The organism is Mycolicibacterium arenosum (assembly GCF_024320865.1).
GTDB lineage: Bacteria > Actinomycetota > Actinomycetes > Mycobacteriales > Mycobacteriaceae > Mycobacterium > Mycobacterium arenosum.
Genome location: NZ_JANDBD010000007.1, coordinates 361,994 through 380,508, shown reverse-complemented (window position 1 = coordinate 380,508; position 18,515 = coordinate 361,994). Strand labels below are relative to the sequence as shown.

18 protein-coding genes are annotated in these 18,515 nt (G+C 68.7%); 11 read left to right on the top strand and 7 right to left on the bottom strand.

The annotated features are described in order from the left end of the window. Window positions 1–6 precede the first annotated feature (6 nt). Complete coding sequence (locus NM203_RS19035) at window positions 7–1,125, top strand: class I SAM-dependent methyltransferase (protein ID WP_255061683.1); 1,119 nt, start codon at window positions 7–9, stop codon at window positions 1,123–1,125. Here the strand turns inward: NM203_RS19035 and NM203_RS19030 are convergent. The 6 genes from NM203_RS19030 to NM203_RS19005 form a co-directional block, all read right to left on the bottom strand. Further along, window positions 1,028–1,945, bottom strand: coding sequence for a glycosyltransferase family 2 protein (locus NM203_RS19030; protein WP_255061680.1), 918 nt, complete (start codon window positions 1,943–1,945; stop codon window positions 1,028–1,030). The two genes, NM203_RS19035 and NM203_RS19030, sit on opposite strands and share 98 nt — an antisense overlap. Before the next feature lie 25 nt (window positions 1,946–1,970). Beyond that, window positions 1,971–3,371, bottom strand: a complete 1,401-nt coding sequence (locus NM203_RS19025; protein WP_255061679.1) for a tyrosine-protein kinase domain-containing protein — start codon at window positions 3,369–3,371, stop codon at window positions 1,971–1,973. Window positions 3,372–3,389: 18 nt separating this feature from the next. Further along, window positions 3,390–4,643 carry an oligosaccharide flippase family protein gene (locus NM203_RS19020; RefSeq protein ID WP_255061673.1) on the bottom strand — a complete coding sequence of 418 codons (1,254 nt, stop codon included), beginning with the start codon at window positions 4,641–4,643 and terminating at the stop codon, window positions 3,390–3,392. After that, window positions 4,640–5,590 carry a glycosyltransferase family 2 protein gene (locus NM203_RS19015; RefSeq protein WP_255061672.1) on the bottom strand — a complete coding sequence of 317 codons (951 nt, stop codon included), beginning with the start codon at window positions 5,588–5,590 and terminating at the stop codon, window positions 4,640–4,642. The genes NM203_RS19020 and NM203_RS19015 overlap by 4 nt, the downstream gene beginning before the upstream one ends. Further along, window positions 5,580–6,368 carry a WecB/TagA/CpsF family glycosyltransferase gene (locus tag NM203_RS19010; RefSeq protein WP_255061671.1) on the bottom strand — a complete coding sequence of 263 codons (789 nt, stop codon included), beginning with the start codon at window positions 6,366–6,368 and terminating at the stop codon, window positions 5,580–5,582. The genes NM203_RS19015 and NM203_RS19010 overlap by 11 nt, the downstream gene beginning before the upstream one ends. 449 nt (window positions 6,369–6,817) lie before the next feature. Then, window positions 6,818–8,209: a hypothetical protein gene (locus tag NM203_RS19005; protein WP_255061669.1), complete on the bottom strand. Its 1,392-nt coding sequence runs from the start codon at window positions 8,207–8,209 to the stop codon at window positions 6,818–6,820. 158 nt (window positions 8,210–8,367) lie between these two features. On the opposite strand from NM203_RS19005, the gene NM203_RS33355 reads away from it, so the two are divergent. Together NM203_RS33355 and NM203_RS18995 are read left to right on the top strand one after the other, a co-directional pair. Next, the gene (locus NM203_RS33355; RefSeq protein ID WP_255061666.1) at window positions 8,368–9,741 is read left to right on the top strand and encodes an O-antigen ligase family protein; all 1,374 of its coding nucleotides are present in this window, start codon (window positions 8,368–8,370) and stop codon (window positions 9,739–9,741) included. Next, window positions 9,738–11,081, top strand: coding sequence for a glutamate-1-semialdehyde 2,1-aminomutase (locus tag NM203_RS18995; protein ID WP_255061664.1), 1,344 nt, complete (start codon window positions 9,738–9,740; stop codon window positions 11,079–11,081). Before NM203_RS33355 ends, NM203_RS18995 begins: the two co-directional genes overlap by 4 nt. Before the next feature lie 5 nt (window positions 11,082–11,086). Here the strand turns inward: NM203_RS18995 and NM203_RS18990 are convergent, their stop codons facing one another. Further along, complete coding sequence (locus NM203_RS18990; RefSeq protein ID WP_255061659.1) at window positions 11,087–11,863, bottom strand: DUF3109 family protein; 777 nt, start codon at window positions 11,861–11,863, stop codon at window positions 11,087–11,089. 34 nt (window positions 11,864–11,897) lie between these two features. Between NM203_RS18990 and NM203_RS18985 the strand changes: the two genes are divergently transcribed. The 8 genes from NM203_RS18985 to NM203_RS18950 all read left to right on the top strand — a co-directional run bounded on the left by NM203_RS18985 (window position 11,898) and on the right by NM203_RS18950 (window position 18,486). Then, window positions 11,898–12,884, top strand: coding sequence for a Ppx/GppA family phosphatase (locus NM203_RS18985; RefSeq protein ID WP_255061658.1), 987 nt, complete (start codon window positions 11,898–11,900; stop codon window positions 12,882–12,884). After that, entirely contained in the window at window positions 12,881–13,990 is a 1,110-nt protein-coding gene (locus NM203_RS18980) for an Rv0497 family membrane protein (RefSeq protein WP_255061656.1), read from the top strand. Before NM203_RS18985 ends, NM203_RS18980 begins: the two co-directional genes overlap by 4 nt. Window positions 13,991–14,010: 20 nt before the next feature. Next, on the top strand, window positions 14,011–14,856 hold the full coding sequence (locus tag NM203_RS18975; RefSeq protein ID WP_255061655.1) for a sugar phosphate isomerase/epimerase family protein: 846 nt from the start codon (window positions 14,011–14,013) through the stop codon (window positions 14,854–14,856). Between the two features lie 23 nt (window positions 14,857–14,879). Beyond that, complete coding sequence (locus NM203_RS18970; RefSeq protein ID WP_408633373.1) at window positions 14,880–15,752, top strand: thioesterase family protein; 873 nt, start codon at window positions 14,880–14,882, stop codon at window positions 15,750–15,752. A gap of 66 nt (window positions 15,753–15,818) precedes the next feature. After that, window positions 15,819–16,679, top strand: coding sequence for a pyrroline-5-carboxylate reductase (proC, locus tag NM203_RS18965; RefSeq protein WP_255061654.1), 861 nt, complete (start codon window positions 15,819–15,821; stop codon window positions 16,677–16,679). A gap of 137 nt (window positions 16,680–16,816) precedes the next feature. Continuing rightward, window positions 16,817–17,083, top strand: coding sequence for a helix-turn-helix domain-containing protein (locus NM203_RS18960; protein ID WP_255061651.1), 267 nt, complete (start codon window positions 16,817–16,819; stop codon window positions 17,081–17,083). Window positions 17,084–17,233: 150 nt separating this feature from the next. Next, complete coding sequence (locus tag NM203_RS18955; protein ID WP_003402602.1) at window positions 17,234–17,335, top strand: 30S ribosomal protein bS22; 102 nt, start codon at window positions 17,234–17,236, stop codon at window positions 17,333–17,335. Window positions 17,336–17,364: 29 nt separating this feature from the next. Next, the gene (locus tag NM203_RS18950; protein WP_255061650.1) at window positions 17,365–18,486 is read left to right on the top strand and encodes an SDR family oxidoreductase; all 1,122 of its coding nucleotides are present in this window, start codon (window positions 17,365–17,367) and stop codon (window positions 18,484–18,486) included. Window positions 18,487–18,515: the final 29 nt, after the last annotated feature.

Below are 18,515 nucleotides of genomic sequence, written 5' to 3'. Positions count from 1 at the left end.
GGTCCCATGACGTGCCGCGCCTGCGGAGCCGCCACCCTGCACCGGGCGCTGGACCTCGGGGCGGTGCCCGCCGCCGACTACTTCCCGCCCGCCGAGCAGCCGGTGCACGCCGACGAGTCGACCCACCCGCTGGCGATGGACCTCTGCGGGACATGCGGTCTGGCCCAGCTCGCCGACGACGACACGGTGACCGAGGAGCCGCGCGGTGTCGAACCGCAGGCGCTCAAGGACCAGGCACGTGACGCCGTCGCCCGCGTCGCCGCGTCGGGCTGGCTGACCGGCGAGACGGTGCGGGAGTTCGGCAGCCCGCACGGCGGCAGCTGGCTGGAGCTTCTGGAACAGTGCGACGTGACGACCGACCGCACGACCGCCGATTCCGGCCAGCTCGTCGCCTCCGCCGACATCGTGCTCGACTGCTTCGGCATCATGCACGAGCCCGATCAGCGAGCCGCATTCGCGGCGCGGGCGGAGGCGACTGCGCGGGGCGGTGTCCTGCTTCTGCAGTATCACTCGTTGGCCGCCATCGTCGAGCAGGGGCAGTGGAACGCGTTGCGGCACGGTCACTTCGCCTACTACTCGCTACCGGCGCTGCAACGGCTGCTGGCGGATGCCGGGATGCGCGCCGCGACGGCGTGGCAGTTCGACCTGTATGGGGGCACGACGCTGGTGGCGGCCGTTCACGCCGACGACCCGCGGCCCACCGAGGCCGTGATCGAGCAGATGTGCGCGGACGACGCCGCGATGACCGAGCCGGCGACGGTGGCGCAGCTGCAGGCCGCCGCGGACGGGCAGGCCGCGGCCCTGCGGTCGTATCTGGAGAGGCAGAGCGCCTCCGGCTTAAGGGTTTTCGCGTACGGTGCCGCGTCGCGGGCGGTTGCGCTCTTCGCGCTGGCGGGGCTTGATCACCGCCTGGTCGGGGCCGTCGCGGACGCGTCGGCTGCCAAACAGGGCAGGCGCATGCCGGGCACCGATATCTCGATCATCTCGCCCGACGAGCTGGTCGCCGCCGGACCCGATCGAGTCGTGCTTACGCTGTCCGACCTGTTGCCGGAGGTGTCTGCCCGGTTGCCGGCGCTTGCGGGTCGCTGGGTGACCGACGACTGGATCGCCACGCCGACCGGCTGATCACGACGCTGCGGCGGGCCTGCATCGTCACCGCGCCGACCCAGCCGATCATGACGTCGGCCCACCCGACCCGCCAACCGCTCTCGCGAACGATCCGCCTGCTGAGCTCGACCTGCTGGCCGAACTGCGATTTGGCCGACGTCAGCGCGGTCGCCGTCTCGGCGCTGATGCGGAAGGCCGCCAGCTGATCCGGCATCCCGACGAAGTCGCCCTTCTGCAGCAGACGTGTCCACAGTTCGAGTTCCATCGGATACAGCAGATCGCCGCGGAACCCGCCGACGGCCTGAAAGTCCTTGCGGCGGAACGTGACCGCCGCGGAAGGGCCGATCGGGTTGCCGCCGCTGCGGACGACGTGCCGGACCACGGTGCGGCCGCTGTGCCTCCCGGTCAGCCTGCGCAGACCCGTCGACCTGCGCAGCGGCTTGCCGACGTCGTCGATCAGATCGGTCTTGCACGACACCAGCGCGACGTCCTGATTGCTCTCCAGGATCTTCACCTGATCGGCGACGCAGTTCTCGTCGATCAGATCGTCGGCGCACAGCAGCTTGACCAACGGTGCGCGGCACATCTCGACGACGCGGTTCCAGTTGTCCGGCATCGAGAGCGTTTCGTCGTTGCGCTCGACGCGTAGCCGCGGGTCGTCGGCCTCCTCCAGGATGCGCCGCGTTCCGTCGGTCGTGTTGTTGTCGAGAACGACTATCTCCATGTCCTCATAGGTCTGCGCGAACGCCGCGTTCAGCGTCTCGCGCAGGTGCTTCTCAGCCTGGTAGGCCGGGATGCACAGCGACACAGCGGGTGTGCCTCGTGCAGGCCTCTCCATCAGAATCCCCCTCCTCATGGCAATCTCATTTACCGGCACCGGTCTTGATCCGTGCCGCGCGTCGGCGGGTGGTCAGGATGGCACCGAGCACGTGGGCGCCGGTGCCGCGCAGCGTGCTGAGCGACTTCTCGACGTCGTCCTTCGCGGTTCCCCCCGCTTCGACCACGAGCAGTGCACCGTCCGAGGCGGCGCTGACGATCGCGGCGTCGGCGGCCTTCAGCACCGGAGCGGCGTACACCACGACGAGGTCGAACTCGCCACGAAGCGACTCGAGCACCTTCGGCAGGTGGCCCGATGCCAGCAGCGCGGTCGCGGTGGTACCGGCCGGCACGACGCCCGCGCCCAGGATGTGGATCGCCGGGCTGTTCCAGGTGGGCAGCCGTTCGGCGATCGAGATCGTCGTCTCCGGTTCGCGCAGCAGGTCGGCCAGTCCGTGGTGGCTCGACGGCACCGTGCCGAAGGTCTGCCCGGTCCGCATGTCGGCGTTCACCAGCAGCAGCCTGCTCCCCGCCTCACCCGCGGCGCGGCTGAGATCGACGGCCGCCGAGAACGCCGCCTCCTGGGAGTCGACTCCGACGACGGTGAGCACGCTGCCGGGTCCGCCGACCGACATGCGCAGTCGGCGGAACGCCTCGACGCGGTCGTCGCCGTCCACCCACGCGGTGGTCGCGCGGTTCGGCGGCTCGCAGAGCACCGGAACGCCTGCGCCTTCGACGTCGTCCGGGGTGTGCACCGTGGAGTCGAGGCGATCGCGCACGATGGCGCCGAGCACGCCGATGACGAGGCCGGCGAACGCACCGAACAGCAGGTTCACCGGGGTGCTCGAGCCGGTCTTGGATGCCTCCTTGGCGGCCTCGACGACGGTGAGGTTGGTGAACGGGTTGTTGGTCTGTCCGGTGTTGCGCAGCTCGACCTCGGCGACCATCTGGACGAACTGGCGCGCTGCGGAGTCGGCCATCCGGCGAGCCTCGTCGGGACTGCGGTCGGTGACCGTGATCTCGATGAGCGCGGTCTCCGGCTCGGCGGTCGCGGTGATCTTGCTGGCGACCTCGCCGGCCGGCTGACCCAGCTGAAGGTCGTCGACCACCCGCTGGGCGAGGACGTCGCTCGTCACCAGGGCCGCGTACGACAGTGCGCGGTCCTTGGTGAACATGCCGCACTGGTAGGCCTGTTCGATCGACCCCTCCGCGCACGTCCCGACGAGAACCCTTGTGGAGCTGCGGTATTCGGGCGGCGTGGCCGCTGACACCGCGCCCGCGCCGAGTAGGCCCAGCAGCATGGCGGCGATGATGACGGGCCAACGACGGGCCACCAGTCGAGCGAAGTCGACGAGACCGGCCTGACTGGTTCCGTCGTCGCCGAGTGAGGTCGGCGACGGCGGGACGAGTTGGCGGTCCCTACTTTCTTCCTTGGCGTGCATGGTCATCTTCGGCACTCTTCCTAATCAATCCGCCGACGCCCTGGTGGGCGTCAGCTCGGCACCACCGAGGCCGTCGAGGTCGACGATCTCGGGCGGATCTTCCAGTCGTAGAACCCTGACTACGAGGGGCACACAGTTGAGGGCCATCGCGGTACAGCCACCGATGGCGGCACCGACGGACCCGTAGAGGTGACCGCCGACTCCGATGGCGGACACGAAGACGACGGCGAAACCGACGCCCACCTTGGCGACGAACTGCTCGCCTCCCTGCGCCTGCAGGATCGCGCCGAGGGCGGCGGCCAGCACGGCGAAGGGGATTCCGATGAAGAGCACCGTCAGCGTCAGGCCCGCGGGGCGGTACTCGGGTCCGTAGAGCAGCTGGCACAGCGGCTCGGCGACGAAGTAGCCGACGGGGCCCGCCAGCAGCAGGATCGCAGGCACCAGCAGGATCAGCCGGACGCCGACGCGGCGGGCCTGGCTCGCGGTCGCCCGTGCCGCCGGGGGCAGCACGGTCGAGGCCAGGGTGCCGGGGATGAGGATCAGCGGGCTGGTGACGCGGGAGGCCGCGGCGTACAACCCGGCACTGTGCGCACCCGAGAACACCGACACCAGGAACGTGTCGAGGGTGGAGATCTGTGCGGTCACGCTGTTGACGAAGAACGCGTACGAGTTCTTCAGCACCGTCCGCCACGGCAGCCGGTTCTCGACCTTCACGACCCTGGTTCGCAGGAAGTACGTGCTCTGCAGGTACCCGACCAGCGCGCCGAGAAGCTGCGCCAGCGCGTACGCCCAGAGCGCCGCGACGCCGGCGATGACGAACCCGACGAACACGATGAACTGGACCCCGCGCCGCAGCAGAATCGACGATGCCGGAACGGCTTTCGACTCGGCCGCGATGGGGACCGACAGTCGGTACTCGACGCAGCGGTCAACGGCCACCGAGAGGATCAGTGCGGTCATCGACAGGGGAATCAGGTGCAGGGCCGACAGCCCGAGCCCGACGCCGAGCGCCGACAGCCCGAACACCCACGTCGTGATGGTGGTCCAGCGCAGTGCCGACGCCACCATGACGTGGTCCTCGCGGGCGTACGACTTGGAGATGAGCGTCGACAGCCCGAAGTCGGTGATCGTGAAGAGCACCATGCAGAACCCGATGATCGCCGACGTCATGCCGATGTCGGAGGGCGAGACCGCCCGCGCGAGCACGATGACGTTGATCGCCTGCAGCACGTTCGCGAGGATGCGCGCCGACAGGATCGAGGCGAACTGCGCGTTCACGTCGTGTGCGCAGCCTGCCTGAGCCGTCGAACCGCGAAGGGCGGCCAACTGGCCGCGGCACCGGCCAGTAGTACGGATTTGGCGACCTTGTTCGAGGCGCCTGCGAGAAGGGACTTGCGGTAGAGGCCGAGGCTGAGGCTCTCGGCGCGGATCTTCATGCGCGTGGGCATGGTGAGGTCGTTGACGAACGCCTGCGGCTCGAGGGTGTCGAGTCCGCACGTGCGCCGGTAGTGATTGCGCACGGCGAGCGCGATGTTCACGCGCAGGGTGATCATGCTCGTCGCGTTGATGCCGCTGTCGGCGAAGGTGTAGTCGAGGACGTGCTGATCGAGGTTCGCGAGCTTGCCGACCTCGGCCATGCGCAGGTACATGTCCCAGTCCTCACCGACCCCGTAATCCCAGTACCCGCCGACGAGGTCGAGCGCGGAGCGCCGGATCACGACGGTGGGATGGCAGATCGCGTGCTGACCCCGCAGGAGAGCGGTGACGATGTCGTCGTGCTCGAGCGGGAGTTGGGACGTGGATTCGGCCTGCCCGTTGATGACCCGGCGGATCTGCCCGCCGACCATGACGACGTCGGGGTGGTCGGCGAGGAACGCCAGCTGCGCCTCGAATCGGTCCGGCATGCTGATGTCGTCGGCGTCCATCCGCGCGATGAACGGAGCCGACGCGTAGGCGATGGCCTCGTTGAGCGACGCGGACAGCCCCTTGTTCGGACGCGAGATGACGCGCACCCGCGGGTCCGCTGCGAGGTCGACGACGGCAGCACGGGTGCCGTCCGTGCTGCCGTCGTCGACGATGATGAGCTCTAGCGCGGCAGAAGTGCCGTTGAGCACGCTTTCCGCAGCGGCACGGACGGTGCCCGCTGCGTTGTAGGCGGGCAGCAGAACACTGAGAACCGGCGATCCCCAAGACGTTTCACGTCCCTGATCGCGATCAGTGTCCACGCAGCACCGCCAGGATGAACCTCGCATTGCCGAACAGGTAGCGGCGCCACAGCCGCTTCGGCTCGGAGCAGAGCCGGTAGAACCACTCGAAGCCGGATCTCTGCACCCACGCCGGGGCCTCGCGAACCGAGCCCGCCACGAAGTCGAATGCCGCGCCCACCCCGATGTAAACGCCGGGGAGCCGCTCGGCGAGCCTTGCCGCGGCGAAGTCCTGCTTGGGGGTGCCCATCCCGATCCAGACGATGTCGGGCCTGGCCTTGGCGATCCGATCGACGCACGCGTCGTCGATGGTCTCCTCGACGGGGCCGAACGGCGGAGCGTAGGAGTCGACGATGTGCAGACCGGGGTAACGCTGGCCGGCCTCGTCGGCGAGCTTGGTGAGGGTGTCGTCGGTGGCGCCGAGCATGAAGTGTCGCAGGCCGGCCTCGCGGCCGCGGTCGAGTACCTCGACGAAGAACGACGGCCCGCGGACGCGGCCGGTCTTCTCGGGATCACGTGCCCGGCTGCGCATGGCCCAGGCCACCGGCGCACCGTCGGGGAAGGTCAGTCCGGGCCCCTGGAAGAGGCTGCGGTACTCGGCGTCTTTGCTGGCCAATGCGACGCAGTAGGCGTTGGACAGCCGCACGGTCAAGCTCGAGCTGACGGGCGCGCTGGCCACGGCGATGACGTCGTCAACCGCCCTGTCCATGTCGGTTACCTCGAAGGGCAGCCCGCCGATGAGGACGCACTCCCGTGCGGTGGCGAGGTCGCCGAGGCTCGGCTCTTTGAAGTCTGTCACGTCTGTATCCAGTGATCCCATTTGCTGCATTATTTACCTGCAAATTAATTCAGAGTGTGAAGTGGTGTACCGCTTCAGAGCCTCGGCCGGGGCGCCAGTGACGCCGTTTGACTGTGTCTTGGAAGATCCCATGGCTTGAATCCCTCCGGTTCGGGCCACTTCGCAGTGCATCTAACGGATCTTTCTACACCATCCCGCACGTTCCGTAAATCGGGGGAAGAGTATTTTTCTTGTGATCCAGCCCACCGGAGTGGTCTCGTACTTCCGCTGGCATACGTGTTTCTAGCAAACTTTTGATATGGTGCGGAAACAGTTCTTCAGAAATCTGGTGCCGTGCCGGGCGCTGGGCAGCACGAAATCCGCCCCGGTCCATGTCAGGAGAGGGGTGGGAGGTGACCGTTGACTATCTGCGGCGTCTCTCGCCCGGCGACTGCGGTTGCCGCACCGCGTCAGCGACGCGGGGAAGGCGGCGGCGTCGGTGGCGTGTACGGCGCGGACACGAACCAGCCGGTCACGCCCCGAATCGCGTGCCGAACGGATCCGTCCGTCGTATCGCGCAGTACCGCGGTGCTGCCGACGACCGGCGGAATCGCGAAGTCGCGGTCACTCGCGCTGCGCCTGCCGGGTCCGGAGAGCACCTTGGTGGCGACCCCCTCGGCGCCGACGATCGCGGGCAGCACCGACGGCTCGTCGAGGGCGAGCGCCAGGGAGAACTGGCCCTTGCTCGCGTTGAACACACCCTCGGGTTGGGTTCGGCCCGCCGAGGTGATGAATCGGTCGACCTCGAAGCCGGAACTGGCGTTGACGACGAGCCTGCCGGAATCCGGCCCCTGCTCGACCGCGGTCCCGTACTGCGTCCACCGGGAACTGGTGAAGGTCAGGCCGTCGCCGCGTACGAAGCGGACCGACACCGGTCCCTTCGCCGTCCGCAGGAACCGGCAGCCGCTGAACGTGATCGCCGCGGGTCCCGTCTTCGCATCACCGACCACGATGTCCTCGCCGCGGATCCGCTCGAAGTTCACCCCGTGAAACGACAGCGACCTGCTGTCGTTGCCGAACAGCAGCACCCCCCGGCCGCACTGCGAGAAATCGCCGCCGACCCACTCCATGGTCTCGAGCGCGTTGTCGACGAGCACCGCGACGTCACACTCGACCGCGCTGCAGTTGCGCAGGCCGACCGGCGACGACGGGGCGAAATCGGTAGTGGGGAACCGCCAGCCGGTTCCGCACTCCGTGACGCTGACGCCGTCGTAGCCGCAGTCCCAGCCCGACTCGTGTCGCACGCCGATGCCGTATCCCGTGACGGTCACATCACGCACCGAGAAGCGGTGCGCGAGTGTGACGCTGAGCGCGACCTGATCCGGCTGACGCCTCGCACTGGTGATGCTGAGGCCGGTCAGCTCCCAGTCCGCCATCCACTCGGTGCCGCCGGGCACGCCGTGCGCCGTCACCGCCGGGTCACCGCTCTCGTTGCGCAGCACCGTGACGCCGCGACCCGCGCCGCGCACGCTCACGCCGCCCGCGGTGGGCAGGGTCATGCCGTTGAAGCCGAACTCGCCACCGGGGAGCACCACGTCGGCTCCCGTCTTCGTCGACTCGGTGATGGCGTTGTCGAGTGCGTCGGTGTTGGCTTTCGCGTCGGCCGAGCCCGACAGTTCGGGCTGAATGCTGCGGGCGCTGACGGAGACCTGAACCGTGGCCGGCTTCTGACAGGCGGTGGCCGTAGCCGCGACACCCGCGCCGACGACCGCCGCGGTGAGCAGGCCGCGACGTCGGAGCGACGTGCGCTGCGGGGCGTCGTCCCGGCGCGACGGATCGGCGTCGGAGGAGGCTTCGGTCACGCGGGTTCCTTCGGTCTCGTGTCGAATCCGAACACGCTGTGGGCGCGCCGATCGGCACCGGGCACGACGCCCGTGTCACCAGAGCGACATGTTAACGGCTGGGACGCCCCCAGCCGGATGAACCGGGGTTGGGTGGCGATTTGATACGCATTCGTAGTGTGATTCCAGCGGCTCTGGCCGTCGGGTTGGCAGTGGGTGTCGGTGCGGCGGTCGCCGTGGATCCGCGGTTCCTCGCGGTCGTGGCAGTGCTGGCGTTGACGTTGGTCGCGGTGCTGTTCCCGAACGGCAGGTGGCAGCTCGCCCCACTGCTGGTGATCGTGGTCTCGCCGTCGATATTCGTTGACGCTCTTGGTAATCCGCTGCCGAACGGCGACGCCGTGCAGAAGACCCTGCTGCTGTTGGCGCTGATGTGCCTGGCGATCACGGCGGGTCTGCGCTGGTCGGCGATCGGCGGCATCGCGCTCGCGGCAATCTCAGCGGCGGGCCTGGTGTCGATCCTGAACATCGGCGGTGCGATCGACGTCACCGATGAGTTGGCCCTGCGCGCGCTGCTCGGGTACGCGCTGCCCTGGCTGTTCCTGTTCGTCGACTGGCGCCGCATCGGGCTGTCGCGCGGCCTGGGGTTCCTCGGCACGCTGCCGCTGTGGTGCGTGGGTGCCGGTGTCGTCCTCCAGATCGCCGGGATCTCGACGGTGCTGCGCGTCGACGAGGACAGCGGGGTGCCGCGCCTGCAGGGTGCGTCGATCCCCGCGCACCTGGCGATGCTCGCGCTCGTCGGCATCGCTTCGGGGCTCTGCCTGGTGAGCATGCGGGGGGTGGATCGCAATCCCCGCACCTACCTGTGGGTCGGACTGAACCTGGTGATCCTGGTCGCCACCGCGACCCGAGGCGCACTCGTCGTGGGCGCCGCCATGGTGCTGGCCTTCATCGTGCACGCCCTGCTGGTGAATCGCAGGGTCTCCCGACGCGCCCGCAGCACGGCGTGGCTGCTGTCGGGGATCGGCATCGTCGCGATGGTGGTGGCGCTGCCCGAACTGATCCGGCGCAGTATGGGAAACAGCTACGAGGGCGCGTTCAACACGTCCGGCCGGGACCAGGCGTGGGAGTTCTTCTTTCGCTTGGCGAGCCAGAACCCGTACACCGGAAAGGGTTTGGGCTTCGCCACCGTGGCCGTCGAGTTGTACGCACCTCCGCATGTGCAGAAGCAGTTCGTGGCACCGCACAACGAGTACATTCACCTGGTGCTGGATGGCGGGATATTCCTCCTGATCGGACTGCTCGTGGCGATGCTCGCCGCGTTCTACGCGGCGGCGCGTGCGCAGCGCGGCACGGTGCGGTGGGTCATCGCGGCCTTCGGCGCCGCATTCGTCTTCTGGTCCTCGATCGACAACACCTTCTCCACGCCCCAGTTCACCGTGCTGCTGGTGATCACCCTCGGACTGCTCGCGGCTCATCCGGCGCAGGCGCCGCCGCGCGCGACGCCTCTCGAGGCGCACGGGGAGCGGGTCCTCGTTCCGGCGGGCGCACCGTGACGGAGCCGTCGTTCGAGCGGTCCCGCGAACTGCAGAACCGTCTGCACGAGGTGGTGCCCGGTGGGGCGCACACCTACGCCCGAGGTGCCGACCAGTATCCGGAGTTCATGCCCCCGGTCATCGCACGCGGCAGCGGCTGCCGGGTGTGGGACGTCGACGGCAACGTCTACGTCGAGTACGGCATGGGGCTGCGTTCGGTCACGCTGGGGCACGGCTACGGTCCGGTGATCGACGCGGTCACCCGCACGATCGTCGACGGTGTCAACTTCAGCAGGCCGTCGGCGCTGGAACTCGCTGCGGCAGAGGACTTCCTGGGGCTGGTGCCCGCCGCCGACATGGTGAAGTTCGCCAAGAACGGCTCCGACGTCACCACCGCCGCGGTGAAGCTGGCTCGCGCGGTCACCGGTCGCGAGAAGGTCGCAGCCTGCCGGCAGCCGTTCTTCTCCACCGACGACTGGTTCATCGGCACGACCGAGATGAACAGCGGCATTCCCGCGTCGGCCGTCGCCTCGACCGTGCGCTTCACCTACAACGACCTCGACTCGGTGCGAGCCGCGCTGGCGGCCGACGACGTCGCGTGTGTGATCTTGGAGGCCGCCACCGGCACCGCCGAACCCGCGCCCGGATTCCTGGAAGGCGTTCGCGCGCTGTGCGATTCGCACGGGACGCTGCTGGTGTTCGACGAGATGATCACGGGCTTCCGATGGTCGTCGGGCGGGGCGCAGGCGGTGTACGGCGTGGCGCCGGACCTGTCCTGCTGGGGCAAGGCGATGGCCAACGGCTTCCCACTGTCGGCACTCGCGGGAAAGCGCGAGTACATGGAACTCGGCGGGTTGCGAACCGACCGCGACCGCGTCTTCCTGCTGTCGACGACGCACGGCCCGGAGACGGCGTCGCTCGCGGCGTTCCGCGCCGTCGTGCACGCGTATCGCACCGGCGATCCCGTCGGCCGGATGGAGCACGCGGGCCGGCTGCTCGCACACGGCGTCGGCGAGGTCGTCGCCGAGGCGGGGATGGGAGACTTCGTCGACGTCACGGGCCGCGCGTCGTGCATGGTGTTCAGCACCCGCGGGCCGGATCGCCAACCGTCTCAGGCCTATCGGACGCTGTTCCTGCAGGAGCTGCTGCGCCGGGGCGTGCTTGGCCAGTCGTTCGTCACCTCGGCCGCACACGGAGCCGTCGACGTCGACCTGACCGTGGCCGCCGTCCGCGACGCGATGCCGATCTACCGCAGGGCAATCGAGCAGGGCTCGGTCGACGGGCTGCTCGAGGGTCGGCCCGTCGCGCCCGCGATCCGACGCGCTGCGGACCCGCGGTTCATCCTGCCGGTCTCGAGCTGAGCCGGTTACTGCGCCGCGCGGGTCGCGGGGTGGATGGCGATGAGCCCCAGCGAGCTGCGTTGCCTGCACAGTGCGGCGAGTTCGGCGTAGGCCTTCTCGCCGAGGAGTTCGGTGAGCTCCGGTCCGTACGACTGCCACACCTGACGCGCCCCGATGTGCGTCGCCGGATCGCCGGTGCAGTACCAGTGCAGGTCGGCGCCGCCCTCACCCCAGCCGCGCCGGTCGTACTCGGTGATCACCGTGCGCAGGATCTGGGTGTCGTCCGGCCGGGTGACCCACTCCTGGGTCCGGCGGATCGGCAGCTGCCAGCACACCTCGGGTTTCATGGTCAGCGGCTCGACGCCGAGCTTGAGCGCCTTGCTGTGAAGTGCGCACCCGATGCCGCCGGCGAACCCCGGACGGTTCAGGAAGATGCACGCGCCCTTGTACTTCCGGGTCCGGTAGTTCGGCTTGCCGTCGTACTCGTCCATCTCGAGGTAGCCCTTGCGGCCGAGGCCCTTCTCGCGATACTGCCAGTCCTCGTCGGTGAGCTGCTTGACCGAGTCGTCGAGCTTCGCGATGTCGTCGTCGTCCGACATGAACGCGCCGTGGCTGCAGCAGCCGTCGTCGGGTCTGTTCTCGACGGTGCCCTGGCAGGCGGGCGTACCGAATACGCACGTCCACCGCGACAGCAGCCACGTCATGTCCGCCGCGATCAGGTGCTCGGGGTTCTCGGGGTCGTAGAACTCGACCCATTCGCGCGCGAAGTCGAGTTCCACTTCGCCAGGGTGCGATGCGCTCACGGAAGACAACGGTAGACCCGTTACCGTGGGTTGCGTGCGATTGGGCGTGCTCGATGTGGGCAGCAACACGGTGCATCTACTTGTGGTGGATGCGCGGCGTGGCGGTCATCCGACTCCGATGAGTTCGACCAAGGCGTCCCTGCGCCTCGCCGAGGCGATCGACGGCTCCGGAAAGCTGACCCGCAAGGGTGCCGACAAACTGGTCGACACCGTGGACGAGTTCGCCAAGATCGCCACCAGTTCGGGCTGCGCCGAGTTGATGGCGTTCGCTACGTCGGCCGTTCGCGACGCGACCAACTCCGAGGACGTGCTGGCCAGAGTGAAGTCGGAGACCGGCGTGGCGCTGCGCGTGCTGTCCGGGGTCGACGAATCGCGGCTCACGTTCCTGGCCGTGCGGCGGTGGTACGGCTGGAGTGCGGGCCGCATCATCAACATCGACATCGGCGGCGGATCGCTGGAGCTGTCCAGCGGCGTCGACGAGGAGCCCGAGGTGGCGCTGTCGCTGCCGCTCGGCGCGGGCAGGCTCACCAGGGAATGGCTGCCCGAGGACCCGCCGGGACGGCGTCGTGTCGCGATGCTGCGGGACTGGCTGGCCACCGAGATGGCGGATGCGGGCAAGAAGGTGCTGGATGCGGGTGCCCCGGACCTGACCGTCGCGACGTCGAAGACGTTCCGGTCGCTGGCGCGACTCACCGGTGCGGCGCCTTCCGGCGCTGGACCCCGTGTGAAGAGGACACTGACAGCTGCGGGTCTAAGGCAGCTCATAGCCTTCATCTCTAGGATGACCGCGGCGGACCGAGCCGAGTTGGAAGGGGTGAGCGCTGAGCGGGCGCCACAGATCGTGGCGGGCGCCTTGGTAGCTGAAGCGAGTATGAAAGCCCTCTCCATCGATACCGTGGACATTTGCCCATGGGCGTTGCGGGAGGGGTTGATTTTGCGGAAACTCGACAGTGAGGCCGACGGAACCGCGTTGGTTCAGGCATCGGCCGGCTTGCCAAGGGCCAGAGGCAACAGACCATGACAGATTCAGAAGACCACACCAGCACACGGCCGATCTCGGTCGCCGAATTGCTCGCCCGCAACGGCAGCATCGGCGCTCCGCCCGTCGGCGGCCGACGCCGTCGCCGCCGCGGCAACACCGACTCGGTGACCGTCGCCGAACTCACCGGCGAGATCCCGATCATCACCGATGACACGCCCGCGCCCAAAGCGGAGCCGGCGCCCGAGCCCGAGCCTGAACCCGAGCCGGAGCCCGCGACGAACGGCGTTGCGCCGCAAGCCGATACCGTCGAGTCGATCGAGCAGGAAGACGAGGCCGAGCAGGTAGACGAGGCCGAGTCGGTTGACGAGGCCGAGTCGGTTGACGAGGCCGAGCCGCCCGTCGCCGAGGCCGAGGAGGTCGCCGAGGCCGAGGAGCAGGTCGTAACCGCCGAACCGGTGACCGCCGCCGAGGACGACTACGAGGCCTTCCTCGAGTTGCGCGACGCCGACGACGCACCCGTGGAGTTCGCGCCGCCGCCGCCGCGTCGGCCCAAGGCGGCGTCGCCCCCCGGCTTCTCCGCGCCCGCCGGCGGTGCCGAGGGCATGAGCCCCGACCCGCTCGGCGACGTGGACGACGACCGACCCGAACTCGATCTCAACTCGCTGGACTTCGACACGGAGGCCGACGACGAGGCGCTGGACGAGTCGGACACGTCCGGCGTCCCGTCGTATCTGCATTCGAGTGCCGACACGCTGTTCGGCGGCGGCCAGTCGATGGCCGACGATCTGGCCCGTCGGAAGGCCGCTCCCACGCCGGAGGACATCGACCTCGGTGAGGACCCGCGGCGCGACGGCGACGACATCGACACCGAGGCGCACACCGGATCGGCGTTCCTGCGCGGCGTCTGGGTGGTCGTGCAGTGCATCCTCGCCGTGGCCTTCGGCGCCGGCCTCTTCATCGCCTTCGACCTGCTGTGGAAGTGGAACACGATCGTGGCTCTGGTACTGGCCGTGCTCGTCATCCTCGGCCTGGTCGCGGGGGTGCGGGTGGTGCGCAGGACCGAGGACATCGCCAGCACGCTGATCGCGGTGGCGGTCGGGGCGCTGGTCGCGTTCGGACCCCTGGCGCTGCTGCAGTCGCACTGACGCGCCAAGATATCTCCTCAGTGCGCCCTGCTATCAAGGTCGGTCTGTCGACGGCCTCGGTCTATCCCCTGCGGACCGAGGCTGCTTTCGAGTACGCGGCGCGCCTCGGGTACGACGGCGTCGAGCTGATGGTGTGGGCCGAAGCGGCCAGCCAGGACGTCAAGGCCATCGCGAAGCTGTCGGCCGACTACGACGTGCCGGTGCTCAGCGTGCACGCGCCCTGCCTGCTGATCTCGCAGCGCGTGTGGGGCGCCAACCCCATCCCCAAGCTGGAGCGCAGCGTGCGCGCCGCCGAGGAACTGGGCGCCCAGACCGTCGTCGTGCATCCGCCGTTCCGGTGGCAGCGCCGGTACGCGGAGGGGTTCGGCGATCAAGTGGCCGAGCTCGAGTCGAGCAGCGACGTCATGGTCGCCGTGGAGAACATGTTCCCGTTCCGCGCGGACCGGATCTGGGGCACCGGGCAGCCGTCGATCGAGCGGATGCGGAAACGCGGCGGCAGCCCCGGCCCGGCCATCTCGGCGTTCGCGCCGTCGTACGACCCGCTCGACGGCGGGCACGCGCACTACACCCTCGACCTGTCGCATTCGGCGACCGCGGGCACCGACGCCATCGAGATGGCGCAGCGGATGGGCGACGGGTTGGTGCACCTGCACCTGTGCGACGGCAGCGGCGCGTCCACCGACGAACACCTGGTGCCCGGCCGCGGCTCGCAGCCGGCCGTCGAGATCTGTCAGATGCTGGCCGCCAGCGATTTCGCGGGCCACGTGATCCTGGAGGTCACCACCTCGCGGGCGCGCAACGCCGCCGAACGCGAGGAACTGCTCGTCGAATCGCTCGAGTTCGCTCGAGCCCACCTGTTGCGTTAGTGGCGAAATCACGGAGGGGAGCTATGAACTCGACCCGATTCGACGACGCGATGGCGCTGACCGAGGTGTCGGCCGAGGAGCGGGACGGTACCACGTACGCGGTCTTCGAAGGCGTCCTCAACGAGCACTGGACCATCGGCGAGAAGGTGCACGGCGGCGCGATGCTGGCGCTGATGGCGAAGGCGGCCAGAGCGTCGCTCGGCGGGCAGGAGCGCAGCGACCGGGGGATCGATGGAGCTCAGCCCGGCGTCGAACCGATCGCGGTGTCGGGCAGCTTCCTGTGGGCGCCCGACCCCGGCGCCCTGCGGGTGGTCTGCACGGTCCGCAAGCGAGGCCGCCGGGTGAACCTGGTCGACGTCGAACTCAACCAGCGTGAGAAGACCGCCGTCCGCGCGGTGATCACGCTCGCGCAACCCGAGGGCCACACGGATCCGCTGCTATCGGTCAACCCGGTGATCAACCTCATGACGCCGGATCCGCCGCCCGGCCTGGAGCCGATCGGGCCGGGGCATCCGATGGCCGACATCGTGCACCTGGCCCACGGCTGTGACATCCGGCCGTCGCTGTCGACCATGGCGCCCAGGGCCGACGGTGGGCCGCCGATGATCGAGTACTGGGTCCGGCCGAGGGAGGGCGCCCCGGACGTGCTGTTCGCACTGCTGTGCGGCGACGTGTCGGCTCCGGTGACGTTCGGGGTGAACAGGTTCGGGTGGGCGCCCACGGTGCAGCTGACGGCGTATCTACGCGGCATTCCGGCCGACGGGTGGCTGCGGGTGATCGCGACGACGACACAGATCGGCCAGGAGTGGTTCGACGAGGATCACGTCGTCGTGGACTGTGAGGGTCGCATCATCGTGCAGTCGCGGCAGTTGGCGTTGGTGCCCGCCCCCGCCTGACGCCCGAGGCGTCGATTCAACCGGAGCCGCCCGTCCGAACCGGAGCCGTCGTGCAATGCTTGGCGCGTGGCGAGAATCGCGATCATCGGTGGTGGAAGCATCGGGGAGGCACTGCTTTCCGGGCTCCTGCGAGCGGGGCGGCAGGCGAAGGACATCGCCGTCGCCGAGAAGAACCCGGAGCGGGCGAGGTTCCTGTCGGAGAAGTACTCGGTGCTGCAGACGTCGGTCGCCGACGCGGCGGAGAACGCGACCTACATCGTGATCGCCGTCAAGCCGTCGGACGTGGCGACGGCCCTGGTCGACATCGCCGAGGGCGCGACGCAGGCCGAGAACAACAGCGCCGAGCAGGTTTTCGTCTCCGTGGCCGCCGGCGTCAGCACGGCCTACTACGAGGCGAAGCTGCCCGCCGGTGCGCCGGTGGTTCGGGTGATGCCGAATACGCCCGCGCTGGTCGGTGCGGGCGTGAGCGCGATGGCCCCCGGCAGGTTCGCGACCCCCGAGCAGGTCAAGGAGGTGGCCGCGATATTCAAGGCCGTCGGCGGCGTGCTCGAGGTTCCGGAGAGTCAGATGGACGTCGTGACCGCGGTATCGGGGTCCGGGCCCGCGTACTTCTTCCTGATGATCGAGGCGCTCGTCGACGCCGGCGTAGCCGAGGGTCTGCCTCGCGAGGTCGCCACCGATCTGGTGGTCCAGACGATGGACGGCTCGGCCGCGATGCTGCTGCAGCGCATGGACGCGCAGAAGCAGGGCGACGACACCGTGGTCGACACCAGCGCGGCGCAGCTGCGAGCACAGGTCACGTCGCCTGGCGGAACCACTGCCGCTGGGCTGCGGGAACTGGAGCGCGGGGGGCTGCGCGCGGCGGTCGCGGATGCGGTGTCAGCTGCGAAAACACGCTCTGAGCAGCTAGGAATTACATCAGAGTAGTTAATGAATTTCCAACGGATTCGTCCACACCCGTCGCAATAACCCCACCTGCCACGCTATTCTCCTCGTGTATGCACGCTTCTGCGTCAGCGGTGGGGAAGCCGCTGACGTCGGCGTGCCTGATGGATTGGGTTGCGATGACGTCTATGAACGGGCCATCGGGGCGCGATTCCGGTAAGCCGGCGCGTGACGCCGCTGCCGGCGGAGCTGGCGAAGGCCAGGCCCCCCGAGCTCAATTTCTCACCGTCGCCGAGGTGGCCAGCCTCATGCGGGTGAGCAAGATGACCGTTTATCGACTGGTCCACAACGGCGAACTGCCCGCGGTGCGGGTGGGGCGGTCGTTCCGCGTGCACGCCAAGGCGGTTCACGACCTGCTGGAGACGTCGTACTTCGACGCGGGCTGACAGCCGCCCCGTCGGGTGGGCGGGTCGGGCCATTTCAGTCCGTGGCCCGTCCTCCGGTAGGGTGGCCGGGTTAAGTCGTGTCAAGCAACGTGCTGAGAACGCGTCAGTATCGCGTCTCGCCGTGCAGTCGGTAGGTAGGTAGCGGAGTACATGGGTTCAGTCATCAAGAAGCGTCGCAAGCGCATGTCGAAGAAGAAGCACCGCAAGCTGCTTCGTCGCACGCGGGTGCAGCGCAGAAAACTCGGCAAGTAACCTCGCGCCACTGCCGCTAGGCTGTCCCGATGGATGCAGACGGGCGCTCGGGGGTTCGGCCACCGCAGGGCTCGAATGCCGGCGGTGCGAACGATTCTCAGGACACCGTGCACTACCCGAAGGTGGTGCTGGTCACCGGCGCGTGCCGGTTCCTCGGCGGCTACCTGACGGCTCGGCTGGCGCAGGACCCGCTGATCAACCACGTCATCGCGGTCGATGCCATCGCGCCGAGCAAGGACCTGCTCCGGCGAATGGGCCGGGCCGAGTTCGTGCGTGCGGACATCCGGAATCCGTTCATCGCCAAGGTGATTCGCAACGGCGACGTCGACACGGTGGTGCACGCGTCGGCGGCCTCCTACGCGCCGCGGTCCGGCGGACGGGCCGCGCTCAAGGAACTCAACGTGATGGGCGCGATGCAGTTGTTCGCCGCCTGTCAGAAGGCGCCGTCGGTACGCCGGGTGGTGTTGAAGTCCACGTCGGAGGTCTACGGCTCCAGCGCTCGCGACCCCGTGCTGTTCACCGAGGACGGGTCGTCGCGGCGGCCGCCGGGTGAGGGTTTCGCCCGCGACAGCATCGACATCGAGGGATACGCGCGCGGCCTGGCGCGCCGCCGGCCGGATATCGCGGTGACGATCCTGCGGCTCGCCAACATGATCGGGCCGGGGATGGACACGGCGCTGTCGCGCTACCTCTCGGGTCCGGTGGTGCCGTCGGTGCTCGGGCACGACGCGCGGCTGCAGCTGCTGCACGAGCAGGACGCCCTCGGCGCTCTGGCACGGGCCACCGTCGCGGGTCGCGCGGGCACGTTCAACATCGGCGCCTCGGGCGTGATCATGATGTCGCAGGCGATCCGGCGATCGGGTCGGATCCAGCTGCCGGTGCCGGGTCCGGCGCTGTCCGCCGTGGATTCGCTGAGGCGTGCAACGAAGTACACTGAACTCGATCGCGAGCAGTTGAACTACCTGAGCTACGGCCGAGTGATGGACACCGCGAGGATGCGGAAGGACCTCGGTTATAGCCCGAAGTGGACGACTGCGGAGGCTTTCGACGATTACGTGCGTGGTCGTGGATTGACGCCGATCATCGACCCGAAATGGGTACGCTCACTGGAGAGCCGCGCCGTCGCGGCGGCGCAGCGCTGGGGACGGTAGTCCGGTTGTGGTCGGGGTGGAGGAAGGTG

Coding starts and splice junctions, on each gene's coding strand:
- NM203_RS18960 (WP_255061651.1), top strand. CDS start 16,817: ATGACGTCTATGAACGGGCCATCGGGGCGCGATTCCGGTAAGCCGGCG.
- NM203_RS18955 (WP_003402602.1), top strand. CDS start 17,234: ATGGGTTCAGTCATCAAGAAGCGTCGCAAGCGCATGTCGAAGAAGAAG.
- NM203_RS19030 (WP_255061680.1), bottom strand. CDS start 1,945: ATGGAGAGGCCTGCACGAGGCACACCCGCTGTGTCGCTGTGCATCCCG.
- NM203_RS18950 (WP_255061650.1), top strand. CDS start 17,365: ATGGATGCAGACGGGCGCTCGGGGGTTCGGCCACCGCAGGGCTCGAAT.
- NM203_RS19035 (WP_255061683.1), top strand. CDS start 7: ATGACGTGCCGCGCCTGCGGAGCCGCCACCCTGCACCGGGCGCTGGAC.
- NM203_RS18970 (WP_408633373.1), top strand. CDS start 14,880: ATGAACTCGACCCGATTCGACGACGCGATGGCGCTGACCGAGGTGTCG.
- NM203_RS19025 (WP_255061679.1), bottom strand. CDS start 3,371: ATGACCATGCACGCCAAGGAAGAAAGTAGGGACCGCCAACTCGTCCCG.
- NM203_RS18980 (WP_255061656.1), top strand. CDS start 12,881: ATGACAGATTCAGAAGACCACACCAGCACACGGCCGATCTCGGTCGCC.